Annotated in this window: 21 protein-coding genes; 14 read left to right on the plus strand and 7 right to left on the minus strand. The window is 72.0% G+C overall.

The genetic code is table 11. From position 1 onward, the window contains the following. Positions 1-20: 20 nt before the first annotated feature. Positions 21-206: a hypothetical protein gene (locus tag ACT01A_RS12685; RefSeq protein WP_445152622.1), complete on the minus strand. Its 186-nt coding sequence runs from the start codon at positions 204-206 to the stop codon at positions 21-23. Positions 207-330: 124 nt separating this feature from the next. On the opposite strand from ACT01A_RS12685, the gene ACT01A_RS12690 reads away from it, so the two are divergent. The 6 genes from ACT01A_RS12690 (at position 331) to ACT01A_RS12715 (ending at position 6750) form a co-directional block, all read left to right on the plus strand. After that, positions 331-2721 (plus strand): ATP-binding protein, encoded by a 2391-nt coding sequence (locus ACT01A_RS12690; RefSeq protein ID WP_445152623.1) that lies wholly within the window; start codon positions 331-333, stop codon positions 2719-2721. Positions 2722-2737: 16 nt separating this feature from the next. Then, positions 2738-3481 carry an HD-GYP domain-containing protein gene (locus tag ACT01A_RS12695; RefSeq protein WP_445152824.1) on the plus strand — a complete coding sequence of 248 codons (744 nt, stop codon included), beginning with the start codon at positions 2738-2740 and terminating at the stop codon, positions 3479-3481. A gap of 10 nt (positions 3482-3491) precedes the next feature. Beyond that, entirely contained in the window at positions 3492-3860 is a 369-nt protein-coding gene (locus ACT01A_RS12700) for a response regulator (RefSeq protein WP_445152624.1), read from the plus strand. A 122-nt stretch (positions 3861-3982) separates the two neighbouring features. Next, complete coding sequence (locus ACT01A_RS12705; RefSeq protein WP_445152625.1) at positions 3983-4390, plus strand: YciI family protein; 408 nt, start codon at positions 3983-3985, stop codon at positions 4388-4390. Between the two features lie 22 nt (positions 4391-4412). Further along, complete coding sequence (locus ACT01A_RS12710) at positions 4413-5672, plus strand: RNA polymerase sigma factor (protein ID WP_445152626.1); 1260 nt, start codon at positions 4413-4415, stop codon at positions 5670-5672. A 304-nt stretch (positions 5673-5976) separates the two neighbouring features. Further along, positions 5977-6750 carry a nucleoside 2-deoxyribosyltransferase gene (locus ACT01A_RS12715; RefSeq protein WP_445152627.1) on the plus strand — a complete coding sequence of 258 codons (774 nt, stop codon included), beginning with the start codon at positions 5977-5979 and terminating at the stop codon, positions 6748-6750. A gap of 72 nt (positions 6751-6822) precedes the next feature. Here ACT01A_RS12715 and ACT01A_RS12720 read toward each other — a convergent pair whose 3' ends face one another. Then, on the minus strand, positions 6823-8382 hold the full coding sequence (locus tag ACT01A_RS12720; protein WP_445152628.1) for an aldehyde dehydrogenase family protein: 1560 nt from the start codon (positions 8380-8382) through the stop codon (positions 6823-6825). Positions 8383-8484: 102 nt separating this feature from the next. Here ACT01A_RS12720 and ACT01A_RS12725 point away from each other — a divergent pair, with 102 nt between their 5' ends. The 7 genes from ACT01A_RS12725 (at position 8485) to ACT01A_RS12755 (ending at position 16191) form a co-directional block, all read left to right on the plus strand. Beyond that, positions 8485-9030, plus strand: coding sequence for a hypothetical protein (locus ACT01A_RS12725; protein WP_445152629.1), 546 nt, complete (start codon positions 8485-8487; stop codon positions 9028-9030). Between the two features lie 104 nt (positions 9031-9134). Beyond that, a complete protein-coding gene (locus tag ACT01A_RS12730) occupies positions 9135-10679 on the plus strand; it encodes an RNA polymerase sigma factor (RefSeq protein WP_445152630.1) in 1545 nt (514 codons plus the stop codon). A 55-nt stretch (positions 10680-10734) separates the two neighbouring features. Next, entirely contained in the window at positions 10735-11496 is a 762-nt protein-coding gene (locus ACT01A_RS12735) for an FkbM family methyltransferase (protein ID WP_445152631.1), read from the plus strand. Between the two features lie 74 nt (positions 11497-11570). Then, entirely contained in the window at positions 11571-12701 is a 1131-nt protein-coding gene (locus ACT01A_RS12740) for a substrate-binding domain-containing protein (protein ID WP_445152632.1), read from the plus strand. Further along, a complete protein-coding gene (locus ACT01A_RS12745; RefSeq protein WP_445152633.1) occupies positions 12698-13441 on the plus strand; it encodes a GntR family transcriptional regulator in 744 nt (247 codons plus the stop codon). Before ACT01A_RS12740 ends, ACT01A_RS12745 begins: the two co-directional genes overlap by 4 nt. Continuing rightward, positions 13438-14484: an SIS domain-containing protein gene (locus ACT01A_RS12750; RefSeq protein ID WP_445152634.1), complete on the plus strand. Its 1047-nt coding sequence runs from the start codon at positions 13438-13440 to the stop codon at positions 14482-14484. Before ACT01A_RS12745 ends, ACT01A_RS12750 begins: the two co-directional genes overlap by 4 nt. A gap of 39 nt (positions 14485-14523) precedes the next feature. Beyond that, on the plus strand, positions 14524-16191 hold the full coding sequence (locus ACT01A_RS12755) for a cation:proton antiporter (protein ID WP_445152825.1): 1668 nt from the start codon (positions 14524-14526) through the stop codon (positions 16189-16191). 6 nt (positions 16192-16197) lie between these two features. Here the strand turns inward: ACT01A_RS12755 and nagA are convergent, their stop codons facing one another. The 4 genes from nagA to ACT01A_RS12775 form a co-directional block, all read right to left on the minus strand. Then, entirely contained in the window at positions 16198-17349 is a 1152-nt protein-coding gene (nagA, locus tag ACT01A_RS12760) for an N-acetylglucosamine-6-phosphate deacetylase (RefSeq protein WP_445152635.1), read from the minus strand. 82 nt (positions 17350-17431) lie between these two features. Next, positions 17432-17890 (minus strand): peptidylprolyl isomerase, encoded by a 459-nt coding sequence (locus ACT01A_RS12765; RefSeq protein WP_445152636.1) that lies wholly within the window; start codon positions 17888-17890, stop codon positions 17432-17434. Between the two features lie 45 nt (positions 17891-17935). Next, positions 17936-19000: a hypothetical protein gene (locus ACT01A_RS12770; RefSeq protein WP_445152637.1), complete on the minus strand. Its 1065-nt coding sequence runs from the start codon at positions 18998-19000 to the stop codon at positions 17936-17938. Positions 19001-19084: 84 nt separating this feature from the next. Next, positions 19085-20509, minus strand: a complete 1425-nt coding sequence (locus ACT01A_RS12775; protein WP_445152638.1) for a DEAD/DEAH box helicase — start codon at positions 20507-20509, stop codon at positions 19085-19087. 25 nt (positions 20510-20534) lie between these two features. Between ACT01A_RS12775 and ACT01A_RS12780 the strand changes: the two genes are divergently transcribed. Then, on the plus strand, positions 20535-23336 hold the full coding sequence (locus ACT01A_RS12780) for an AAA family ATPase (protein WP_445152639.1): 2802 nt from the start codon (positions 20535-20537) through the stop codon (positions 23334-23336). Here ACT01A_RS12780 and ACT01A_RS12785 read toward each other — a convergent pair. Beyond that, entirely contained in the window at positions 23296-23958 is a 663-nt protein-coding gene (locus tag ACT01A_RS12785) for a cytidylate kinase-like family protein (RefSeq protein WP_445152640.1), read from the minus strand. The two genes, ACT01A_RS12780 and ACT01A_RS12785, sit on opposite strands and share 41 nt — an antisense overlap. Between the last annotated feature and the right edge of the window lie 4 nt (positions 23959-23962).

Here is a 23962-nt window from a genome sequence, read left to right on the forward strand (position 1 = left end):
CGCCGCGCCGGGCGCGCTCCTCAGCGCCGTTCGGTGCTGCTCGAAGGGATCGCCGGGACCACGAGCCCGGCGTCGTGGCGCCGGTGCGCCGCCGGCTGCGACGACTGCGCCCCGCCCGGCCCGGCCGGCCCGAACACCAGCTGACGCAGGTAGTGCGCGCGCGAGACGCCCCCGTCGCCGACCACGGCGACCGCTGTTAGGGCCATCCCGACCAGCGCCACCGGGAGGATCCGTCTGAAGAAACGCTCACGCGCGTCCCCAGTGCGCGGTACCGTCCCGCCCGTGCGGCGGCTATCCATCGCGCGCTCGGTCCAACTGGCGCTTCTCGGATTGACGATCGCTCTCACGGCGATCGCGGGATTCGGCGTGGGCGCGCTGTACTCCTCCCGACAGCACTACGAGGATCAGCTGGCCGAGGCCTTCGAGGTCAAGGCGGCCGCCGGGAACCTGCTCGCCGCGTCGGTCGTCGAGGAGGCGACGCTGCGTCTGCCCTCCGATCAGCGCACCGCCACGGCCGACCGTCGCGCGCGCCGCGCCTACGAGCAGCAACTGGCCAACACGCGCCGCCGCGCGCTGGGCGACTCGGCCTCCGTGCGGCTCGTGGACCAGGCCGGCCGCGCCCAGGAGCGCCTGCGGGAGAAGGACGCGCCCGCGGGCGCGGCGCTGGCCGCCCGGGCGCCGATCAACCAGCTGTCGCGCCGCCAGGACGTGCGCCTCGATAAGGCCGACGACAGCGCCCGCGACGACTCGCGCCAGGCGCTGGCCTCGATCACCGCGGCGGGTGGGCTGGCGCTGGCGGGCGCGATCGCGCTCGTCGCGCTGTTGCTGGCCGGCGTGCGGCGCCCGCTGGAGGCGCTGGTGGACGCCAGCGCCCGTCTCTCCGAGGGCGACCTCACCGCGCGCGTCAACGAGGACACCGGCCCCGACGAGCTGCGCGAGCTCGGGCGGTCGTTCAACGCGATGGCCACCGACCTGGAGCTCGCCAACGAGAAGCTCGACGCGGAGCGAAGGCGCTTGGCGGTCACGGTCCGGTCGCTCGGCGACGGCCTGCTGATCATCGACGACGAGGGCCTCGTGTCCTCGGCCAACCCGCGCGCGCTGCGGCTGGTGCCGGAGATCAAGGTCGGCCACCCACCCGATGTGGGGGGACTCGCGCTGCCGACGGTCGACGAGGCGCTCGGCGGCGTCGAGGTCTTGCTGGAGCACGACGGCCGCACGCTGGCGGTCACCGCCGCGCGGCTGGAGGAGCACGCCGACGGCGGCGTCGTGTGGACGCTGCGCGACGCCACGGAGCGCGCGCGCCTGGAGCGCCTGAAGAGCGAGTTCGTGGCGACCGCCTCGCACGAGCTGCGCTCGCCGCTGACGTCGATCAAGGGCTTCGTGGAGCTCCTGCGCGCGGGCGAGGGGCTCGACGACCGCCAGCGCGAGTTCTTGGACATCGTCTTGGTGTCGACCAACCGCTTGGTCGACTTGGTCAACGACTTGCTCGACATCGCGCGGCTGGAGGCCGGCCGCGTCGAGGTCCACCGCCGGCCGGTCGACGTCGCCGAGGTGCTGGACGACGTCACGACGCTGCTGCGCGGGCGGATCGACGCCAAGCACCAGCACTTGGTCGTCGAGGTCTCGCCGGACACGCCGCGCGTGCTGGCCGACGCCACGCGCCTGCGGCAGATGTTGACCAACTTGGTGACCAACGCCCACTTGTACACCGACGAGGGCGGGTCGCTGATCCTGCGCGCCGGGCGCCATCCGGCGGGCGTGCGAATCGAGGTCGCCGACACCGGCCGCGGGATGACGCCGGCCGAGCTTGAGCACGTCTTCGAGCGGTTCTCGCGCGGGTCGGGATCGACGGGCACGCCGGGCACGGGTCTGGGGTTGTCGATCGTGAAGTCCTTGGTCGACCTGCACGGCGGGACGATCGACGTCTCCTCGACGCACGGCGAGGGCACGACGTTCGCGGTCACGCTGCCGGCCGCGCCGGGCCCGGGCGTCGTGACGCGGCCGTCGGACGCGCTGCGCGGCAAGCGCGTCCTGGTCCTCGACGACGAGCCCGAGACCGCGCGGCTGATCGCCGAGCGGCTTGAGCCGTTCGGGGTCGACTGCGAGATCGTCCACGACGGCGAGGCGGCGCTCGTCGCGCTGCGGTCCGAGCACTTCGACGCGATGACGCTCGACGTCCTGATGCCGGGCGTGAGCGGCTTCGAGGTCCTGCGCGAGCTGCGCGCCGACGAGCGGCTGGCGGACCTGCCGGTGGTCGTGGTCTCCGTGTTCAGCGGCCGCGAGGCGCTCAGCGGCGAGTGGGTCGTCTCCAAGCCGATCGACGCCGAGGAGCTCGCCGACGCGCTGGGCAGCGCCGTCATGGCGGGCCGCGTGCGCGTGATCGCCGTCGGGCGCTCCGACGTGCGCACGAACCTGCGCCAGGTGCTCGACGACCTGGCGATCGAGCACGAGTGGGCGTCTTCTCCCTTGGAGGCCGCGCGGCTATGCGCGATGCGGCGCTTCGAGGTCGCGCTGATCGACGCCGGGCTGCCGGACGTCGAGGCGGCGATCGCCGGGCTGGACCTGCGCGGGCGTCGCCTGCGGCGGTCCGTGGTGGTCGTCAGCGCCGACGGCGACGGCGTTCCGGGGCTCGCTCGCCTGGATGCCGAGCCGATCGCGATCGCCGACGCCGGGACGGCGGTCCTGGCGCTCTTGGAACCGACCGCGGCGGCGGACTTGTAGGCTCGCGGTGGAGGACATGCCTGGCAAGGGGACCATCACCGATGTCTCGGTGTTGCAGGAGCGTTTGGCCTCGGTCGAGCGGTCCGCAGCCGAGAAGGAGCAGCAGCTCGAGCGCTACGCCGCCGACTTGCGCGAGACGTTCAAGCGCGAGCGCGAGCGGCGACACGAGCTGCGGCGGTCCTACATGGCCACGGTGCGCGCGCTGTGCAACGCGGTCGAAGCGCGCGATGCCTATACAGGCAAGCACGCAGAGCGGGTCGCTGCCTATGGAATGGAGATTGCGCGCGTGCTCGACGCGCCGTTCTCCGACGACCCTGAAGTCGAGTTCGGGTTCCTGCTGCACGACGTCGGAAAGGTCGCCGTGCCGGACTCGATCCTGTGGAAGCCGGAGCCGCTCACGCCCGAGGAGCGGTTGCTGATGGAGCGCCATCCGATCGTCGGCTGGGAGATCCTGCGCGAGATCGACTTCCTCGGCGAGGCCAAGCTGGTCGTCCGCCACCACCACGAGCGCTGGGACGGCGACGGCTACCCGGACCGTTTGGCCGGGGACCTGATCCCGCTGGCCGCGCGCGTGTTCGCCGTTGCCGACGTGTTGGACGCGTTGACCACGGTTCGGCCGTATCGGCAGCCGTCATCGATTGACGAGGCACGGGCGATGATCGAGGAGTCGAGCGGCACGCAGTTCGACCCCGAGGTCGTGACCGCGTTTATGGAGATCTCGCCGACACGGCTGGACGCGATCCAGCTCGAGGTCGGCTAGAGGCCCTGGCATGCGCTCCGTCCTGATCGTCGACGACGACCCGTTCATCCGCAAGCTGGTCTCGACCACGCTCGAGGACGTCTCCTCCTTCAAGCTCCATGAGGCAGCCAACGGGATCGAGGCGGTCGAGCTGGCTGCCGAAGTCCATCCCGAGGTCGTCTTCCTCGACATCGACATGCCGCGCATGGACGGAATCGAGGCCTGCCGACGCATCCGCGAGCTGGACAACGGCACGGCATCGAAGGCGACGATCGTGATGCTGACGGCGGCGGGCGCGCAGGAGAACGAGACGCGCGCGCGGACCGCGGGCGCCGACCTCTTCTTGACCAAGCCGTTCTCGCCGCTCGACCTGCTGCGGCTGGTCGACGAGCTCTCTTAGAGCGTCAACGCGCCACGTTCGGGTGGCGTGTCGAGATCGGTGCGACGTCGTTCGTCGCCCCAGGTGAGAGTGTTCAACGAGCCCCTTCCCTGGAGGATCACACCATGCGCTACATGATGTTCATGCGAGTCGACCCGGCCGTCTATGACCGCGAGCCGGCGTCGGAGACCGAGGCCTACGCGGCGATGGGCCGCTACAACGAGGAGCTGACCAAGGCGGGGATCTTGCTCGCCCTGGACGGCCTTCAGCCTCCGAGCGAGGGCGAGCGGATCGAGTTCGGCCCCGGCGGCGCGACGGTCGTGGACGGCCCGTTCGCCGAGGCCAAGGAGGTCGTCGGCGGCTACTGGATCATCGACGTCAAGTCGCATGACGAGGCGGTCGAGTGGGCCAAGCGCGTCCCGGCGCGCGGCGGCGAGGCGATCGAGCTGCGCCGCGTCTTCGAGGTCGCCGACTACGACCCCGCCGGGCTGGAAGCCCACGGCGAGCTGTCGTCGCAGCCGTCGCAGCAGACCGCCGCGCGCGACGCCTAGCGCGCGCCGCCTTCCCGCCGCCGTGCCCCACGCTCGCGACACCGCGGCCGCCGCCGGCGCGATCGACGCCATCTGGCGGATCGAGTCACCGCGGTTGATCGCGGGCCTGGCACGGATCCTGCGCGACGTCGGCGCCGCCGAGGACGCCGCGCAGGACGCGCTCGTCCGGGCGCTGGAGACCTGGCCGCGCGACGGCGTGCCCGACAACCCGGGGGCGTGGCTGATGACGAGCGCGCGGCGGATCGCCTTCGACCGCCTCCGCCGCGCGCAGACGTTCACGCGCAAGCAGGACGAGCTGGAGTGGCTGGCGGGGTCGCATGCGTCCACCTCCACGCCCGAGACCGCCGTCGACGACGACTTGTTGTCGTTGATGTTCACCTGCTGCCACCCGGTGCTCTCGCGTTCGGCGCGCATCACGCTGACGCTGCGGTTGCTCGGCGGCCTGCGGACCGACGAGATCGCCCGCGCGTTCCTGACCAGCGAGGCGACGATCGCTCAGCGGATCTCACGCGCCAAGCGGACGCTGGCCGACGCCGACGTGGGCTTCGCGCCGCCCGCGCCCGAGGACATCCCCGCGCGCCTGGACGCCGTGCTGGAAGTGCTGTATCTCGTGTTCAACGAGGGCCACACCGCGACGTCCGGAGACGACTGGCTGCGCGCCGACCTCTGCTTCGACGCACTTCGCCTCGCCCGTACATTGGCCGCGCTGGCGCCGCACGAGCCCGAAGTGCATGGCCTTGTCGCGCTCATGGACTTCCAGGCGTCGAGGCTTCGCGCGCGCACCGCGCCCGACGGCACGCCGATCTTGTTGATGGACCAGAACCGGTCGCGCTGGGACCGCACGCTCATCACCCACGGGCTTGCCGCCATGCGCGCCGCCGAGCGCTGCCCCAAGCCCGGCGGCCCTTACCTCGCCCAGGCGGCCATCGCCGCCTGCCACGCGTCCGCGCCGACCGCCGCCGCAACCGACTGGATCCGCATCGCCGCCCTCTACGAGGCGTTGCTTCGTCTCCAGCCCAGCCCCATCGTCGAGCTCAACCGCGCCGTCGCCGTCTCCCACGCCTTCGGCCCCGCCGCCGCCCTCCCGCTCATCGACACCCTCATCGCCACAGACCTCCTCTCGACCTCCCACCTCCTCCCCGCCGTCCGCGCCGACCTCCTCATCCGCCTCAACCGCCCCACCGAGGCCCACACCGACCTCCTCCACGCCGCAACCCTCACCCACAACCTCCGCGAACGCGAGCTGCTCCTCGCCCGCGCCGCCGCGCTAGGCGACGACTGAGCACGCTGCTGCGCCCTTCGCGAGAATTCGCGAAGCGATGCAGAAGCCGACCCGACCGACGCCGGCGGAGCGCCATGCGCTCCAGCTCATCTGGGATGCGTTCGCCCAAGCAGGGAGATGGTCGACGTTCGGGACGATCGATCGAGCGATCTACCAAGCGACCGACGAAAGCCTCCCGACCCTGCTCGAGCCGTGGCGACCTCAGCTCGCGATCTACGATCCGTACGGGCAGAAGGACAGCGAGGTCGCCCTGACGATCCTCGGCATCAAGTCCTGCGAGAACTCCGAGTACGACCTCCGCAACGTGCTCAACGCCGTGCGTTGGTGCGTGAGCGCGGAGCGCGATGCGACAACCGACGAGCTCCATGTCACGCCTCAGGTGCTTGCCCAAGGGCTCCGAGAGATCGATCCCCAGCAGTCACTCAACACGGCGGCGCTCGATCGCGTCTTCAGCATCCTCGTCAGCGAAGGCGTGACCAGCAGCTCAAGTCGACCGAGCACGGCCAGTTCGCCGCGCTGGACGTTCAACGTCGACAGCCAGGTCCGTCGCTTCAGGCAGGTCCGAACCGTCGATGAGCTGGCGCGCGCAACCGCAAGACCAGCCGCGCCGAACCTCTTCTTGGGGGTTCCGCCGACCCAGCTCCGCATCGGCTCCGCAATAAGCGGCAGCTTGAGCAAAACCCGTGTCTTCGTCCTGATGCCCTTCGGGCCGGCGTGGTCCGGGAAGGTCTACGAGGCGATCACCCAGGGATGCTTCGAAGCGGCGGGCTCCGCTGCGGTCGTCGAGCGTGCGGACGAGATCACCGAGACCGGCAGCATCACCCAGCAGATCCAAGATCGCATCCGACAGGCGGACATCCTGATCGCCGATCTCACGGCGACGAACGGCAACGTCATGTATGAGTTGGGATACGCGGATGCGCTGGGCAAGACGGTCATCCCGGTCAACCAGGACGTCGCCGCATCCCCCTTCGACGTCAGCGTCCATCGCCAGATCCCGTATGTGCTCCACGACCTTCCGGCGCTGAGCCAGGACGTCAAGGCGTTCGTCGCGACCGCCCTGGAACGGCGCGCCTAGAGTCGACTGGAGAACGCCGCGCGCCCGCCGGAAGGGCGGGCGCGCAGGTGACGCAATGCTGTGGAGCAGGAGCTAGTCCCGCTTGCCCCGCCCGTAAAGGAACTTGAAGAACTTCGACAGGCGCGTGGTCATCTTGGCGCTGTACGGGTACATGTGCGGGTCCTTCTTGGTGGCGAACCGCGTCACCAGCATGGCCTGCTGCTGGGTGTACTTGCGGATGCCGCCCGCGCCGTGGCGGGAGCCGAGGCCGGAGGCCTTGGCGCCGCCCATGGGCAGCTCGAGCGCGCTGTAGTTGATGAGCGCGTCGTTGACGCAGACGGCGCCGGCCTCGACGCGGCGGGCGACCGCCTCGGCGTGCGCGATGTCCTTGCCGAAGACGCTGGCACCCAGGCCGTACGGCGAGTCGTTGGCCATCTTGATGGCCTCTTCCTCGTCGCGGACCTTCATGATCGGCAACGTCGGCCCGAAGGTCTCTTCGGTCATCGCCAACATGGTGTGGTCGACGTCGACCAGGACCGTCGGCTCGTACCAGTAGCCGCCGTTGTGCTGGCCGCGCTCGCCGCCGACGAGCACGCGCGCGCCCTTGGCCTTCGCGTCCTCGACGTGCTTCTCGACGATGTCGACCTGCGGCGGGAACGTCATCGACCCGACGTCGACGCTGCCAGAAGGCCCGTCGCCCTGGCGCAGCGCGCGCGCCTTCTCGGTGACCTTGGCCACGAACTCGTCGTAGACCGGCTCCTCGACGTACACGCGCTCTACGGAGATGCACGTCTGGCCGCCGTTGAACATCCCGTAGTACAACGCCGTGTTCGCGGCGCGGTCGACGTCGGCGTCCTTCAACACGATCAGCGGGTCCTTGCCGCCGAGCTCCAGCGAGACCGGCGTGAGCGTGTCAGCCGCCGTCTTCATGACCTTCTTGCCGGTCGCCGTCGACCCGGTGAACATGATCATGTCGACCTCGTCGACCAGCGCGGCGCCCGTCGCGCCCAGGCCGGTCGCGACTTGGAAGACCCCGTCCGGGATCCCGCACTCCTTCAAGCCCTCGGCGAGCTTCAGCGAGGTCAGCGGCGTGATCTCCGACGGCTTCAGGATCACGCTGTTGCCCGCGGCCAGCGCCGGGATGCAGTCGCCGAAGGAGTTCGTCAGCGGGTAGTTCCACGGGCCGATGACGCCGATGAGGCCGAGCGGGCGGTAGCGCAGCAGCAGCTTCTTGCCCTTGACGAGCACCGCCGACGACTTGACTTTCTCGTCGGCCAGGTACTTCTCGGCGTTGGTGGCCCAGAACCCGAACGCGGCGGCGCCGTAGGAGATCTCGGCGATGAGCGCGTCCTCGTAGGTCTTGCCGGTCTCCGAGCGGATGACCGCGATGACCTCCTCCTGGTGGTCCATGACCCACTTCTGCATCCGCTTCAGGATGCGGGCGCGACCCTCGAAGCCGAGCGCCTCCCAGGCGGGCTGGACCTCGCGGCCGCGGGCGGCCATCTTCTTGATGTCCTCCGGGCCGAGGTTGGGACAGTGGGCGATCACCTCGCCCGTGGCCGGGTTCTCGACCGCAAACTCGCTCGCGCTGCTCGGCGGCGCCGTGTCGGGGACGACGACCTCCGGCTTGACCTGCTCCTCGGTACCTGCCATGTGCGTGCCTCTTCGCTCGTCGTTGGGCTGACGGTGTGTCAAGCGTACCGATCGGAGGCGTCCGTGACGACCGCGTCACCTTTGCCTGGGCAGAATCGTTGCGTGCCCGTGGGCCTTCGCCGCAACCTCCTTTGCTTCGCCACCGGCGCGCTGATCGCACTGGCCGCCGTCCTGGCCATCCGCCACGGCGCGGATCGCACGCCGGATCCGGCCGCAACAGGCACGCCCGCGCGGGTTGTCACCGAGACGACGGAGACGGTGGCGCGGTCGGTGAAGCTGCACACGCGCCGCCGAGTGACAGGCCACAGGAAGCAGCGCGCGACGGTGCGCAGCGGCGGTGGCGCGGCGTCAACGGCCGCTGCCAGTCGGCCCAGCACCGCGGGCGCGAGCGCGGGCTCAGCCGGATCGACGCCCCACGCCAAGCCCGCCCGGACCACGCCCGACGAGCCCGAGACCGACCCGCCCGCCGCCGACCCCGGGACAGGAGACGACACCGGGACCGGCGGCGACGGCGGTCAGGCCACCGATCCCACGGCGCCGACAGGGAGCGACGGGACCGACAGCTCGGACGACGCATCAGGCGCGGCAGGCGATTCGAGCGTCACGATCCCGAACCCCGCCACGCCCGACGCGTCGGTCGGCGGATAGCGGCTAGCTGTCCAGATAGCCGCTTCCGGACATCTCTGGACAAGGCCTAACGCGAGGCGACTCTCAGCGTCCTCTTACCGAGCGATGCGACCGTGCCGCCTGCCATGACCCCCTCGCTGCTCCGGATGGCCGGCGACGAGCGCCTCGCCCGCATGGTCACGTCCGGGAACGACGGCGCGTTCAGCGCCCTGTACGACCGCTACCACGACGTGCTCGTGCGCTACTGCCGTTCGCTCGTGCGCGACGACCAGGACGCGCTCGACGCCTTCCAGTCGACCATGTTGAACGCCTTGCGCGCGCTACGCGAGGACCGCCGCCGCGCGCCCGTCCGGCCGTGGCTGTTCCGGATCGCGCACAACGAGTCGATCAGCGTGCTGCGGCGCCGGCCGGCCTCCGAGCCACTCGACGACCGCCAGATCGGGACCGTCGACGTGCACCGCACGGCCGAGGATCGCGAGGCGCTCGCGGGGTTGTTGGAGGACTTGGGCTCGCTGACCGAGCACCAGCGCGGCGCGCTGCTGCTGCGTGAACTTGGTGGCCTTGCCTACGAGGACGTCGCGAACGCGCTGGAGACCACGCCGCTGGCCGCGCGCCAGGCCGTCTTCGCGGCGCGCGCGTCGCTGCACGACCAGCGCGAAGGGCGCGAGCTGCCGTGCGCGATGGTCCAGCGACGGCTGAGCGACGTCGACCGGCGCGCGTCACGAACCCGCGCGGTCCGCGCGCACCTGCGCGGCTGCGACGACTGCCGCGGCTTCGCGAGCGCGATCGGCCGGCGCCGCCGCGCGGCCGTGCTCGTCCCGATCCCGCCGGCGTTCGCGTCGGGCGGGCTGCTGACCTCGATCCTCGACGCCAGCGGCGGCGCCGGCGTGGTCGGCGGCGGCGCCGTGGCGAGTGGTCTGGTCGCCAAGGCGGCGGTCGCGCTGTCAGCCGCGGTCGTGGCGACCGGCGCGGCCGAGCGCGGCGGGAGCGTCGTGCACCGCGCGACCGGCGCGGCGGCAACGGCCGAAGCGAAAGCGGAGACGAGCAAGCCGAAGGCGACCGCGGCCGCCGCGTCGCCCGGCGCCTCGGTGCAGATCGCCCGCGCGCCGACGACCACGACCGCGCCCGCTTCGACCCGCTCGGTCGCGCAGAAGACCGGCGGCAAGAACGAGGACGACAGCGAGGCGCCCAACCTCTCCGACGACCGCGAGCCCATCAGCCTCGCCGCCCACGACGGCGAGGAAGAGCGCGACGGCGGCGGCGACGCCCGCGCCTGGGGCGACGGCCACCGCGGCGGCTCCTACGGCGACGGCACGCGCTTCCCCAGAAGCGGCGGCGCGGGCGCCGGCGCCGGGCCGAGCGCGAGCGATCAGTCCTCCCGCCCCATCGCCGCCCGCCCCCGACGCCCGAGCGGCACCGGCGCCGTGACGCCGATGGCGGCGACCACGACCACCACCTCCACGCCCGCCACGGAAGCGGAGACCGATACGACCCCGGCGACGACCACCACGTCCGAGACCACCACTCCGACGACGACCATCACCACCCCTTCGACCACCCCGCCCGCCGCAGCGGACCCGGCCGAGACCACCACCACGCCGACGGCGGCCACGACCGCTCCGGCCGCTCCGGAGACCGCCACCACCGAGGCCGATCCCACGCCGGAGTGACGCGCGGTCGCGGAGGACACGGCCACCAAGCGACCCCGCGGGTTACGGTGTCGCCGTGCCCGCCAAGCAGCAGTTGCGCCGTGCGCTCGCGTCCGTCGGGATGGAGGAGCGGGCGGTCGCGGTCCGCCGCGCCTTCGAGCCCGCCTCTCGCACGCAGGACCGCCGCGACCACGAGGCGCTGGCGACGATCTTCGCCGCGGCGCTCTCGGAGACGAGCAACGCCATCGACATCGGCGCCCACGGTGGCGACGTCCTCGCCGACCTCCTGCGCGTCGCGCCCCAAGGCAACCACATCGCCTTCGAACCGCTCCCGCAGCTCGCGCAGCAGCTCCAGGAGCGCCTCCCCCAGGTCGACGTCCGCGCCGTCGCGCTCTCCGACGCCAACGGCACCGCCGACTTCGCCCACGTCGTCGACCGCCCTGGCTGGTCGGGCCTCAAGGAGCGCCCCACGCCCGACGGCGCCGCCGCCCGCGTCGACACCATCACCGTCCCGACGCAGCGCCTCGACGACGCGCTCGCACCTGACTACGTCCCCACGCTGATCAAGATCGACGTCGAGGGCGCGGAGCTGCAGGTGCTCCAAGGCGCACGAAGCACCCTCGCCACCCACCGCCCCACGCTCGTCTTCGAGCACGGCCTCGGCTCCGCCGACCACTACGGCACGCGCCCTGAAGACCTCCACGACCTCCTCGTGGCCGATCTCGGCTACCGGATCTTCGACCTCCAGGGCCAGGGCCCGTACGATCGCGCGGCGTTCATGTCCACCTTCCACACCTCGGCGCGCGTGAACTTTCTCGCGCGCCCAAAAGTGGTGTAGTCCACTTCCCCTTGCTGGTCTAGACCACTAGTGGTACCTTGCCCCGGCACGAACCACCGAGGAGGAGGAATCGCATGTTCCCCAAGCTGACCCCGCGTCTCACCGCGGGCGTCCTGCTGGCGACGTCCGTCGCCGCGCTCGCCGCCGGATGCGGCTCGGACGACGACAAGGCGTCGACCGGCACCGGCGCGTCCGCAGCGTCGGACTCCAAGGGCGGCAAGATCGCCCTGCTGCTGCCCGAGAACAAGACCGCGCGCTACGAGAACCAGGACAAGCCGTTCTTCGAGGCCAAGGTCAAGGAGCTGTGCCCCAACTGCGAGGTGATCTACTCCAACGCCACGCAGGACGCCGCCAAGCAGCAGCAGCAGGCTGAAGCGGCGATCACGCAGGGCGCCAAGGTGCTCGTGCTCGACGCGGTCGACGTCGCGTCCGCCGGGGCAATCGTCAACCGGGCCAAGCAGCAGAAGATCCCCGTCTTGAGCTACGGTCGCCTCGTGGCCAACGCGCCGCTGGACTACTACGTGTCGATCGACCCCTACAAAGTGGGTCAGCAGCAGGCCCAGGAGCAGTTGAAGGCCTTGGAGGCCGCGGGCAAGAAGAACCCGCGCATCGTCATGATCAACGGCTCCCCTACCGACTCCAACTCGGCGCCGTACAAGAAGGGGGCCGAGGAGATCTACAAGAACGCCGGCGCGAAGATCGTCAAGTCCTATGACACGCCTGACTGGTCGCCCGACAAGGCCCAGCAGGAGATGGAGCAGACGATCACGGCGCTGGGCAAGACCGGCTTCGACGCGGTCTACGTCGCCAACGACGGCATGGCGGGCGGCGCGATCGCCGCGATGAAGTCCGCGGGCCTGAAGCCCGCTTCGTTCTTCGTCACCGGCCAGGACGCCGAAGTCACGGGCGTGCAGCGCATCCTCGCGGGCGAGCAGCTGGAGACCGTCTACCAGCCGCTGAAGATCATCGCGAGCAAGTCGGCGGAGATCGCCGTGCCACTGGCGCAGGGCAAGCCGGTCCCGTCGGGCATCGCCACCGAGAAGACCGACAACGGCGCCGGCGAGGTCCCGTCGGTCCTGGTCCCGACGTTGTCGGTGGACAAGTCCAACGTCAACGACACGGTCGTCAAGGACGGGTTCCTGAAGGCCTCGGACATCTGCACGTCGGCCTACAAGGCCGCTTGCACGGAGGCCGGCATCCAGTGAGCCCGCGCGCGGAGCTGCCCCGCAAGCTGTCCCGGCGCTCGCCGAAGGGGGAGCAGCTCCGCGCCATCCTGGAGGACCTGATCGACGCGCTCGCGCCCGGGGACCCGCTCCCGAGCGAGCGCGAGCTGGCCGAGCGCTACGACGTCGCGCGGATGACCGTGCGCGCCGAGATCACGGCGCTGGCGGCCGAGGGCCGGGTCGAGCGCGTCCAGGGCCGCGGCACGTTCGTGGCCGAGGCGCGCGTCGCCCAGGCCGCGGCGCTGTCCTCGTTCACGGAGGACATGCGGGCGCGCGGCCTGAAGCCCGGTTCGGAGGTCCTCGGGCAGGGCGTCGAGCCGGCCGACGACCTCGTCGCCCGCCGGCTCCGCCTCGACCCGGGAACGCCGGTCGTGCGCGTACGTCGCGTGCGCAGCGCCGACGGCGAGCCGATGGCCTTGGAGGAGGCGTTCCTGCCCGCCGACCGCTTCGGCGCGCTGGCGGAGGAAGACTTGAAAGGCGCATCGTTGTTCTCCGTGTTGGAGGAGCGCTTCGAGGCGCGCTTCCCGGTCGCCGACCAGCAAGTTGTCGCGGTCGAGATCGTCGGCGAGGACGCCAACCTGCTGCGTGTCGCGCCCGGACGGGCGGGCTTGAAGTTCCACACCATCTTGCTCGACGAGGACGAACGGCCGCTGGCCTACGCGTGGTCGCTGTTCCGCGGCGACCGCTATGAGATCCGGCTGCGACAGGAGCGACGGGCATGAGCGGCGACACCGGCCAGGCGGGCATGTTGATGGCCTCGGAGATGGCCGAGCAGCCGCGGGTGCTCGCCGCGTTGGCCGCGCGCCGCGCCGAGCTGTCGGCCGAGGTCCGCGGCGCCCTGGGCGAGGGCGACGCGCCCGCCCCCGTCGGGATCGTCCTGGTCGCCCGCGGATCCTCCGACAACGCCGCGGTCTTCGGGCGCTACGTCCTGGAGCTCGCCACGCGCCGCCCGGTCGCGCTCGCCGCGCCCTCGCTGGTCACGCGCTACGGCGTCGACGACCGCCTCGACGGCTGGCTGGCGGTCGGCGTCTCGCAGTCCGGCAAGACGCCCGAGATCGTCACCGTGCTGGAGCGCTACGGCGCGGCCGGCGCGACGACCGTCGCGATCACCAACGACCGCGACAGCCCGCTGGCGGCCACGGCCAAAGCCACCATCGACACCGCCGCCGGCGCCGAGCGCGCCGTCCCGGCGACCAAGACCGTGACCTCGCAGTTCGCGGCCTTCGCGATCCTCGCCGAGGCGCTCGGGGGCGACACCACGCTCTTCCCGTGGGACGCGCTGCCTGACGCGACCGCGGAGATCCTCGCCGACGACGAGCCCGCCGTCGCGGCGGCCGCCTCGATCGGCTCAGACACCACCGGCCTGGTCGCGATCGCCCGCGGCCTGCTGCTCGGCGCCGCGCTCGAAGCCGCGCTGAAGGTCAAGGAGACGACCGGCATCCTCGCCGAGGGCGCGTCCGCCGCCGACTTCCTGCACGGCCCGATCGCCGTCGTGCGCCGCGGCCTGCCGGTCTTGACGCTCTCGGCCGGCGGCCCGACCGCCGCCGACGTCACCGAGTTCGCCGACGCCGCCCGCGCCCGCGGCGGCCACGTCCTCGCGATCGGCCCGTCCGGCGAGCTCCCGATCCCCGCCGCCCTCGGCGACGGCCTCTCCTCGATCACCGCGATCATCCGCGCCCAGCAGCTGGCCCGCGCGATCTCGCTCCAGCGCGGGATCGATCCCGACGCGCCGTTCGGACTCTCGAAGGTCACCGAGACCCACTGAGGCGCAGGGCGCCGCTAGCGTGGCGGACCCGTGAGCGGCCTGCAGCTCCTATTGGTCATCGTCGGCGCGATCGCGGTGACCGCGTTCGCGCGGCAGAAGGCCGCCCAGCCGGCGCTGGTGATCACGGTCGTCGGGCTGGCCGCGTCGTTCATCCCGGGGATCCCGCGGCTGGAGCTGGACACCGACGTCGTGCTGGGCGTCGTGCTGCCGCCGCTGCTGTACTCGGCGGCGCTGAACTTCAGCGTGATCGCGTTCTTGCGCAAGCTCGGGCCGATCCTGGTGCTCGGCGTCGGACTGGTCGTCGCGACGACGTTCGCGATCGGCGCGGTCGGCGCGTGGGTCGTCCCGGGGCTGACCGGCGGCGCGGCGATCGTGCTCGGCGCGGTGGTCGCGCCGCCCGACGCGGTCAGCGCGGTCGCGATCGGGCGCGAGCTCGGCCTGCGGCGGCGCGTGCTGTCGGTGCTCACCGGCGAGTCGCTGGTCAACGACGCGGCGGCGCTGACGCTGTTCAGCGTGGCCGTCGCCTCGGTCGCCGGCGACCACACGTTCATCGACAGCCCCATCTTGCTGTTCTTGTACAGCTCGTTCGCCGGGATCGCCGCCGGGCTGGCGATCGGGGCCGTCGCGCTCATGATCCGCCGTGTGCTCAACGACGCGGCGCTGGAGACCGTGCTCGGCCTCGTGATCCCGTTCGCGGCCTACATGTTGGCCGAGGAGCTGGAGGCCTCCGGCGTCCTGGCGGTCGTCACCGCCGGCTTCCTGGTCGGTCAACTCTCGGTCCGCTTCGGCTACGAGACGCGCTTGCAAGAACGCCAGGTGTGGGGCGCGGTCGACGTGTTGTTGGAGGCCTTCGTCTTCGCCTACATGGGCTTGCAGCTGCGGTTCGTGATCGATGACCTCGGCGACGCGGGCGCGTCGGCCTCGACGGTCTTCGGCGCGGGCGTGCTGGTGCTGTTGGCGGTGATCGTGATCCGGCCGGTCGTGCTCTTCCTGACGCTCGGCGCCGGCCTGGTCGTCGAGGACCGGCCTGACGACCCGGGCATCGTGCGCGCCCAGCGACGCTTTGCCGAGATGAACGCGCGAGCGGTCGCGCGCGGCCACCGCCCGCGGCCCGCCCACCACGCGCCCGAGCCGCTGACGCTGCGCGAGGCCGTCGTCGTGTCGTGGACCGGGATGCGCGGCGTGGTGACCGTCGCCGCCGCGGCCGGCGTTCCCGCGACGGTCCCCGGCCGCCCGGAGATCCAGGCGATCGCCTACCTCGTCGCGGTCGGGACGCTGCTGATCCAGGGCGCGACGCTGCCGTGGCTGATCCGCAAGCTGGGCGTGCAGGACCCGACCGAGGCGCAGCGGGCGCGCGAACAGCGCCGGACCGCCGAGCTGGTCGTCCGCCGCGCCGCGGGCGACGTCTTCCGCAAGTTCGTCGCCGACCCGCCGCCGGGCATCGACCCCAAGTTCATCGAGGCCGCCTCCCAGCGCTTCGAGCGCCGCCGCGAGGACGCCGCCGACGCGGCCAACGACCCACGCACCCAAGGCGCCGCCGGCCGCGCGATGACCGACCTCACGCGCGAGGTGATGGCCGCCCAGCGCGCCGCGCTCGTCGCCGCGATCCGCACCGGCGAGGTCGACGACGAGGCCGCGCGCGAGCTGCTCGACGAGGTCGACCTCCAGGAGGCGGCGATCGCCTCGCGGTTCCGGCCGCGGCTCTAGGTCGACTTAGGCGACCGGCGCCGCGGCGAAGCGCTCGCTGCCGCCGACCAGCGTCCGCAGCACGTTGAGGTCTTCGTCCAGGACCGTGACGTCCGCGGGCGCGCCGACGGTGAGGCGGCCGAGCGATGGGTCGCCGAGCAGGCGGGCCGGCGCGGCGGTGGCGGCGCCGACGGCCTGGGCGAAGCTGGCGCCGCAGGCGTGGAGGTTGCGGACCGCGGCGTCCATGGTCAGCACGCTGCCGGCGAGCAGGCCGTCGGTCAGCTCGGCGCGCGCGCCGTGGACGGAGACCTCGCGGCGGCCGAGGCGGTAGACGCCGTCGCCCTGGCCGGCGGCCTCCATCGCGTCGGTGACCAGCGAGAAACGCTCACGGGCCGTGAGGAACGCGGCGTAGGCGGCCTCGGGTGCGAGGTGGACGTGGTCGACGATCGCCTGGACCGTCACGCCCGGCCGGATGAGCGCGGCGCCGCCGACGCCCGGGTCGCGCGCCGTCCAGCGCCGGTGGGCGTTGTAGAGGTGGGTGATCGCGCGTGCGCCGCGGTCGAACGCGGCGTCCGCGACGCGAGCGTCCGCGTCGGTGTGGCCGATCGAGACCACGACGCCCCGGGTCGCCAGCGCCTCGACCAACTCAAGGCCATTGACCAGCTCCGGCGCCAAGGTCATCATCTTGACCGGCCCGTTGCCGCAGAGCGCCAGCGCCTCCTCGACGTCGGGCTCGCGCAGCTGCATCGGGTCGTGCGCACCCGGCCAGACCGGCGAGAGGTAGGGCCCTTCGAGATGAACCCCAAGAACCCGTGCGCCCGGCGCGCCGCCGGAGGCCATCGCCTCCTCCGCCGCGCGGAGCGCCTCCGGGTAGTCGCCCATCGGCGACGTGATGAACGTCGGCAGGTAGCCCGTGACGCCCGTCGCCGCCAGCGCCTCGCCGGCGCGCGCGTAGCCCTCGACGCCCGCCGCCAGGAAGTCGACGCCGACGATCCCGTTGATGTGCAGGTCCAGGAACCCCGGGACCGCGACGCCGCGGCCGCCGCCACCGCCGAGGCCGACCTCGACCACGCGGCCATCCTCGATCGCGACGTCGCCCTCGACGAGCTCGCCGTCGACCAGCGCGGCGTTCACGCCCAGCCGCATCGGGCCAGAGGGAACGGAGAGGGAGCCGGACATGTGGTCTAGACCACTTTACACGCCCGGCGGCGCGGTCGCGAGCGGCGCACCCAAAGCGCACCGCTCGCGGACCGCGAAACGGCTAAGCCGTAATTTCGACCTTTTCGATCTTGATGTCCTCGGTCGGCTTGTCGCGCGCGTCGGTGGGCTTGCCCTCGATCTTGTCGAGGACGTCGAGGCCCTCGGTCACCTGGCCGAAGACGGTGTGCTTGCCGTCGAGCCACGGCGCCTCGCCGGTCGTGACGAGGAAGAACTGCGAGCCGTTGGTGTTCGGGCCGGCGTTGGCCATCGCCAGCGCGCCGCGAACGACCTTGTGCTGGTTGAACTCGTCCTCGAAGGTGTAGCCGGGGCCGCCCGTGCCGGTGCCCTGCGGGCAGCCGCCCTGGATCATGAAGTCGCGGATCACGCGGTGGAAGATCAGGCCGTCGTAGAAGCCGTCGCTGACGAGCTTCTTGAAGTTGTCGACGGTCTTCGGCGCGTCCTCGTCGAAGAGCTCGATCGTGATCGGGCCTTCGCTGGTGGTCATCGTCGCGGTGGACATGACCGGCAGGCTAGCCAACGGCACGCGGCACAGGCCGCGCGCCGCTCAGCCGAGCAGCTTGAGCTCGGAGATCCGCACGGTGCTGCCCTCGGTCGGCGGCGCCGTGAACCACAGCAGCACGTGGCGGTACTTGGTCGAGCCGGAGCCGAGGTTCACGGTCTCCGCGCCGTCGGTGTCCGAGCCCACGCCCTTGACGTCTTTGAGGTGCGCCCAGCGCGTGTCGAGGACGTCCGGCGGGAGGTCTTCCTCGTCGGTGGCGTAGATCTCGATCTTGAAGCCCGGCGTCTTGGTCTTCAGCTCGATCTCGCGGACGCCCTGCAGCTTGGGCAGCGCGACGGCCAGGCCGGCGCCGATCTGCGTGGAGCCCGGAGCGACCGTGACCGGGAACGACGTGTTGGGGTCGCCGTCGAAGGCCTTGGCGGCGTCACCGGCGGCGGTGTCGCGCGTGAACGGGTCATAGAGCGAGCCCGCGCCGTCGGCGAGGTCGATCTTGACCGGCTCGGTCTCGGTCTCGGTCTTCGTGGTCGACGTCGACGTGCGCGTGTCGGCGGTCGAGTCGGTCTTCGTCGTGCCGGTCGACGTGCCGGTCGTCGTGTCCGACGTCGTCGTGTCGGCGGGCGACGAAGTGCCGCCCGAGGAGTCCGGGATGTCGGGCGTGTCGCCCGCGTCAGGCGGCAGCAGGCTGTCGGTGTCGCTCGGCGCGGCGGACGTGTCGCTGGGGACGGTGTCGCTCGGGACCGCGGTGCTCGCGTCCGGCACCGCCGTCGTCGGCGCGGGCGCCGCCTGGGAGGCCGTGGGCACCTGTGCGAGCTGCGCCGGCGGGGTCGCCGTCTCAGAGCCATCCTGCAGCGCCGCGTAGGACGCTGCGACCGCGCCGCCGACCAGAACGGTCGTCAACGCGAGCACCGTCGCCGTCGCGCGCTTGCCGGGCAGCGAGACCCGGCGGCCGCCGGGCTGCGCCTCGCCGCAGTTCAGGCACCAGTCCTGACCGTCCTCAAGCGGCGCCGAGCACTTCGGGCACGTCCGCGTCTCCGGCGGAGCGGGCGCGGGTGCCTCGGTGGCGGCGTCGGGCTTGTCGGTCTCGGTATCTCGCAAAAGCTGCAGCGTCATCGGCTGATCCTCACCTTACCCCGAACTCTCTTCGGGACACGGAGGTTGCGGTCCTGCTCCCGGAAAGTCGGGTGGATGCCGTACCTAGGTACGAGCCAACTCCACCCGCAACGACCCGCCGCTCTCCAGCGACGCGCCGTCCACGGCCTCGACGATCCGGTCGGCCTCGGAGTCCGGGACCGAGAAGAGCGTGAAGCGCTCCAGCACGCGCACGTCGCGCACGGCCTCGCCGTCCAGGCCCGCCGCCTGCGTGATCGCATGGATCACGTCGGCGACCTCGAGCCCGTCCGCGCGGCCCGCGCCGGCCAGCACGCGCCGGTAGGCCTCGTCGCCGTTGCGCGAGAGCTGCGGCTTGGTGTGGCGCTTGGGCTTCTCGACGACCGGCGCGGCCGACGTCTTGGCGCCCGGCTCCCAGGGCTTGAGCTCCATGCCGATGTGCTTCTCGATCGCCAGCAGCTCCTTCTGCTGCTTGGGCTCGACGAACGTGATGGCCCGGCCGGAGCGGCCGACGCGGCCTGTTCGCCCGATGCGGTGCACGTAGGTGTCGGGCGAGGCCGGCACGTCGAAGTTGACGACGTGCGTGACCGTCGAGATGTCCAGGCCGCGGGCGGCGACGTCGGTGGCCACCAGGATCGGCACGCGGCCGCCCTTGAAGGACAGCATCACGCCGTCGCGCTGGCCCTGCGACATGTCGCCGTGCAGCGCCTTGACGTTCATCCCGCCGTCGCGCAGCTTGCGGTAGAGCTGGTCCGCGCGGATCTTGGTGCGCGTGAAGACGATCGCCTGGTCGGGGCGCTCCTCGCGCAGGACGTCGACCAAGGCCTGCGGCTTGTCGGCCGTCTTGACCTCCAGCCGGAACTGCTCGACGGTGTCGACGGTCAGGTTGGCCGACTTCACCTTCACCGTCTGCGGGTGGTAGAGGTACTGATCGGCCAGCTCGCGGATCGGCGGCGGCATCGTCGCGCTGAACAGCGCGGTCTGACGGCCGTTGGGGCAGAGCTTGAGGATCTTCTCGACGTCCTCGAGGAAACCGAGGTCGAGCATCTCGTCGGCTTCGTCCAGGACGACGAAGCGGCAGTCGCTGAGGTGCAGGGACGCGCGCGACAGGAGGTCGAGCACGCGCCCGACGGTGCCGACGACGACGTGGCCCCCGGCGCGCAGCTGCGCCTGCTGGGAGCGGATCGGCGCGCCGCCGAAGACGGCGACGACGTCGACGCCCTTGCGCTTGCCGTAGGAGCGCAGCGCCTGCGTCACCTGGATGCAAAGTTCACGCGTCGGGGTCAGGACGAGGGCCTGGACCTCACCCTCGGAGGGGTCGACGTGCTCGATGATCGGCAGGCCGAACGCGGCCGTCTTGCCGGAGCCCGTCTGGGCCTGGCCGATGATGTCCTCGCCCTGCAGCAGGATCGGGATCGCCTGCTCCTGGATGGGGCTCGGCTGCTCGTAGCCGACGTCTTGAAGGGCTTGTAGGGTCGGCTCGCTGAGGCCGAGGTCCGCGAAGGCGGTCATATATACCCATGAAGGGTAGTGCGCCGTGGCATCATTCCGCCCGGTGCTATTGGGCCGCACGCGCGAGACCGCGCATATAGAAGATCTGTTGAACGACGCCAAGGACGGCAAGAGCGCTGCGCTCCTGCTCCACGGCGAGGCCGGAATCGGCAAGTCCGCCCTGCTGCGCACGGCCCTCGACGCCGCTGCCGAGCGGGACTTCGGGATCCTGCGCACGCGCGGCTTTGAGTCCGAGTCCGACATCCCGTTCGCCGGATTGCTGGAGCTGCTGACGCCGTTGCTGGCGCTGCGCGACCGCATCCCCGAGGTGCAGGCGCGCGCCTTGGGTAGCGCGCTGGCGCTGGAGCCGCCGACGCCGTTCGATCGCTTCGCCGTGCCCGCGGCGATGTTGTCGTTGTTGGGTGCCGCGGCCGAGGAGAAGCCCTACCTCGTCGCCGCCGACGACGTCCACTGGCTCGACGACGCCTCCCGCGAGGCGCTGATCTTCGTCGCGCGCCGCCTTGGCGCCGAGGGCGTCGTCCTGCTCTGCGCGTCCCGGCCGGTCAAGCCGGTCCTGGAGGCCTTCGAGGGCGTCGACGCGCAGGCGATCGAGGGCCTGGACGACGCGACCGCGAGCGAGCTGCTCAAGCGTGAGTCGCGCCACCGCGTCGCCGAGGCGGTCGCAAAGGACCTCGTCGCCACCGCCGGCGGCAACCCGCTGGCGCTGACCGAGATGCCCCGCGGGCTGAGCCTCGACCAGCTCGCCGGACGTGAGCCGCTGGCCGGGCCGATCCCCGCGGGCCAGCAGATCGAGACCGCCTTCGCCCGCCAGGTCGCCGACCTGCCGGAGGCCACCCGCGAGGCGCTGCTGGTCGCCGCCGCGATGCAGACCGGTCGCCACGACATCTTCACCCAGGCGCTGTCGGCGCGCGGGCTGCCGACCGACGCGCTGGACCCCGCGATCAGCGCCGGGATGATCGCGCTCGACGGCCGCCTGGACTTCTTCCACCCGCTGCTGCGCTCGGCGATCTACCACGCGGCCGATCCGGTCACGCGGCGCTCGGTGCACGCGACGCTCGCGGACGTCGCGCCGTCGCCCGCGCGCCGCGCCTGGCACCTGGCGGCCGCGGCCGACGCGCCCGACGAGGAGGTCGCCACGGCGCTGGAAAGCGCGGCCGCCGAGGCGCGCGCTCGCGGCGGCGTCGTCGCCAGCGCCCGCGCCTACGAGCGCGCTGCGAACCTCTCGACCAACGAGGAGAGCCGCGCCCGGCGGCTGCTGGAGGCGGCGTCGGACTTCGCGCAGTCCGGCCACGCGGACCATGCCTTGGCGCTCGTCGGCACCGCCCAGGAGCAGATGCCGGGCGGCGCGCTGGCGACCGAGGTCGTCCGCGTCCGCGGCCGCGTCGAGATGCGCCGCGGTGCGCCGGTCACCGCGCACGACCTGCTCGTCGACGAGGCCGAGCGGATCGGCGACGAGAACCCTGGCGCGGCGGCGTCGCTGTTGGTCGAGGCGGCCGTCGCCCACATGATGACCGGCGACATGGAGGCCTTGGTCGCCACCGGCGACCGCGCGCGGTCGCTGCTGCCTCCGGGCACCGACCCGGTGATCGAGGTGCTGGCCGGCGTGTTGGTCGGCGAGGCGCACGCGGCGCTCGGCCACGAGGACGAGGCCGACGCGCTGCTGGATCCGGCGATGCCGTTCCTGACGTCGGAGTACGTGTTGGCGATGCCGAGCGAGCTGGTGGGCATGGCCGGCCAGTGCGCCATCTGGTACGAGCGCTGGGACCGCGCGACCGCCGTGCTCGACCACCTCGTGACGGTCGCTCGCGACGCGTCGGCGATCAACCACATCATCTACCCGCTGGCCGCGCACAGCGTGCTGGACTTCCGCCGCGGCTACTGGAGCGCGGCGCTGGCCAACGCGGCCGAGGCGACGCGCCTGGCGCGCGAGACCCGCACGACGCCGCTGCTGACGTTCGCTTTGAGCGTGCTCGCACACGTCGAGGCCGCAATGGGCCGCCGCGACGACGCCCGCGCGCACGGCCGCGAGGCGGTCCAGCTGTCCGAGCTGCTCGGCGGGCCGGCGATCACGGTGTACGGGTTGAACGCGTTGGCGTTGGACGCATTGGGCGCGGGCGAGATCGAGGCGGCGGTCGAGCATTACGACCGCGTCCACCGCTTCACCCAGCGGCTCCACACGCAGCGCGGGATCGTCCAGTTCGGCGCCGACCGCGTCGAGGCGCTGGCGCGGATGGGCCGGACCGAGGACGCCTTCCAAGCGCTAGAGGCGTTCGCGGATCGCCTGGGCGGCGGACGCTGGGCGCTAGCGGCGCTGGCGCGCTGTCGCGGGATCCTGGCCAACGAGACCGCCGAGCACCACTTCCAGACCGCGTTGTCGCATCACGAGCACGACGGCCAGCCGTTTGAGAAGGCGCGCACGCAGCTCGCCTACGGCGAGCGCCTGCGCCGCGACCGGCGCCGCGCCGATGCCCGCGAGCAGCTCGTGGAGGCGCTGGACGCCTTCGAGCGCCTGGGCGCCGCACCGTGGGCCGAGCGCGCGCGGGTCGAGCTGCGCGCCACGGGCGGCGCGGCGGCCGAGGCCGGCGCCGCGCAGAAGGAAGCCGTCGCCGCCGCCGGCCTGGAGGAGCTGACCGCGCACGAGCTGCAGATCGCCCGCCTGGTCGCCTACGGCATGACCAACCGCGAGGTCGCGGCCAAGCTCTTCCTCTCACCGAAGACCATCGAGTACCACCTGTCGCAGATCTACCGCAAGCTCGACCTGCGGTCCCGCACCCAGCTCGCGTCGCTCATGGCGTCGGAGATGCCGGAGACGCCGAAGGCGGCGTAGGGCCGGCGCCGCATGCCGCCGCCAAGACGTCGACGCAGGCCTCAATCCCCAGGCGCGTCGAGTCGAGCACGACGTCGTACAGCGCCGGGTCGCGGGCGTCGCAGTTGTAATAGCGCTTGACGTAGGCCTCGCGGGCGCGGTCGGTCTTCTTGCAGCGGCGCTCGGCGTCGTTGCGGTCGACGCCTTCAAGCCGCGTCGCCTGCTCGACGCGCGCCTGCGGCGGACCGGTGAGGCGGACGTGCAGCGCCCGGGCCTCGTCCTTCAGGACCACGGCGCCGGCGCGGCCGAGGATCACGGCGCGGCCGCTGGCGGCGATCTCGCGGATGACGGCCTCGGCGGCCTCGTGATGGCCCGAGCGTTGGAGCAGTGCGGGATCGACGTCGCCGTAGAAGTCGCCGACCGGCGCGAGGCTGCTGAGGATCCGGTCCAGCCCGCGCTCGACGTCGTCGTCGAGCTTCTCGGCCTCGGCCTCGGTGATGCCGAGGCGGTCGGCCATCCCCGCGGCGATGGCGCGGTCCACGAACGGAACGTCAAGACGCTCGGCCAGCGCGGGCCCGATCTGGCTGCCGCCGGCGCCGTAGGAGGCCGAGAGGGTGACGAGGGTGATGGCGGGCTCGGGCATCTCG

This window comes from Baekduia sp. Peel2402, assembly GCF_052567285.1.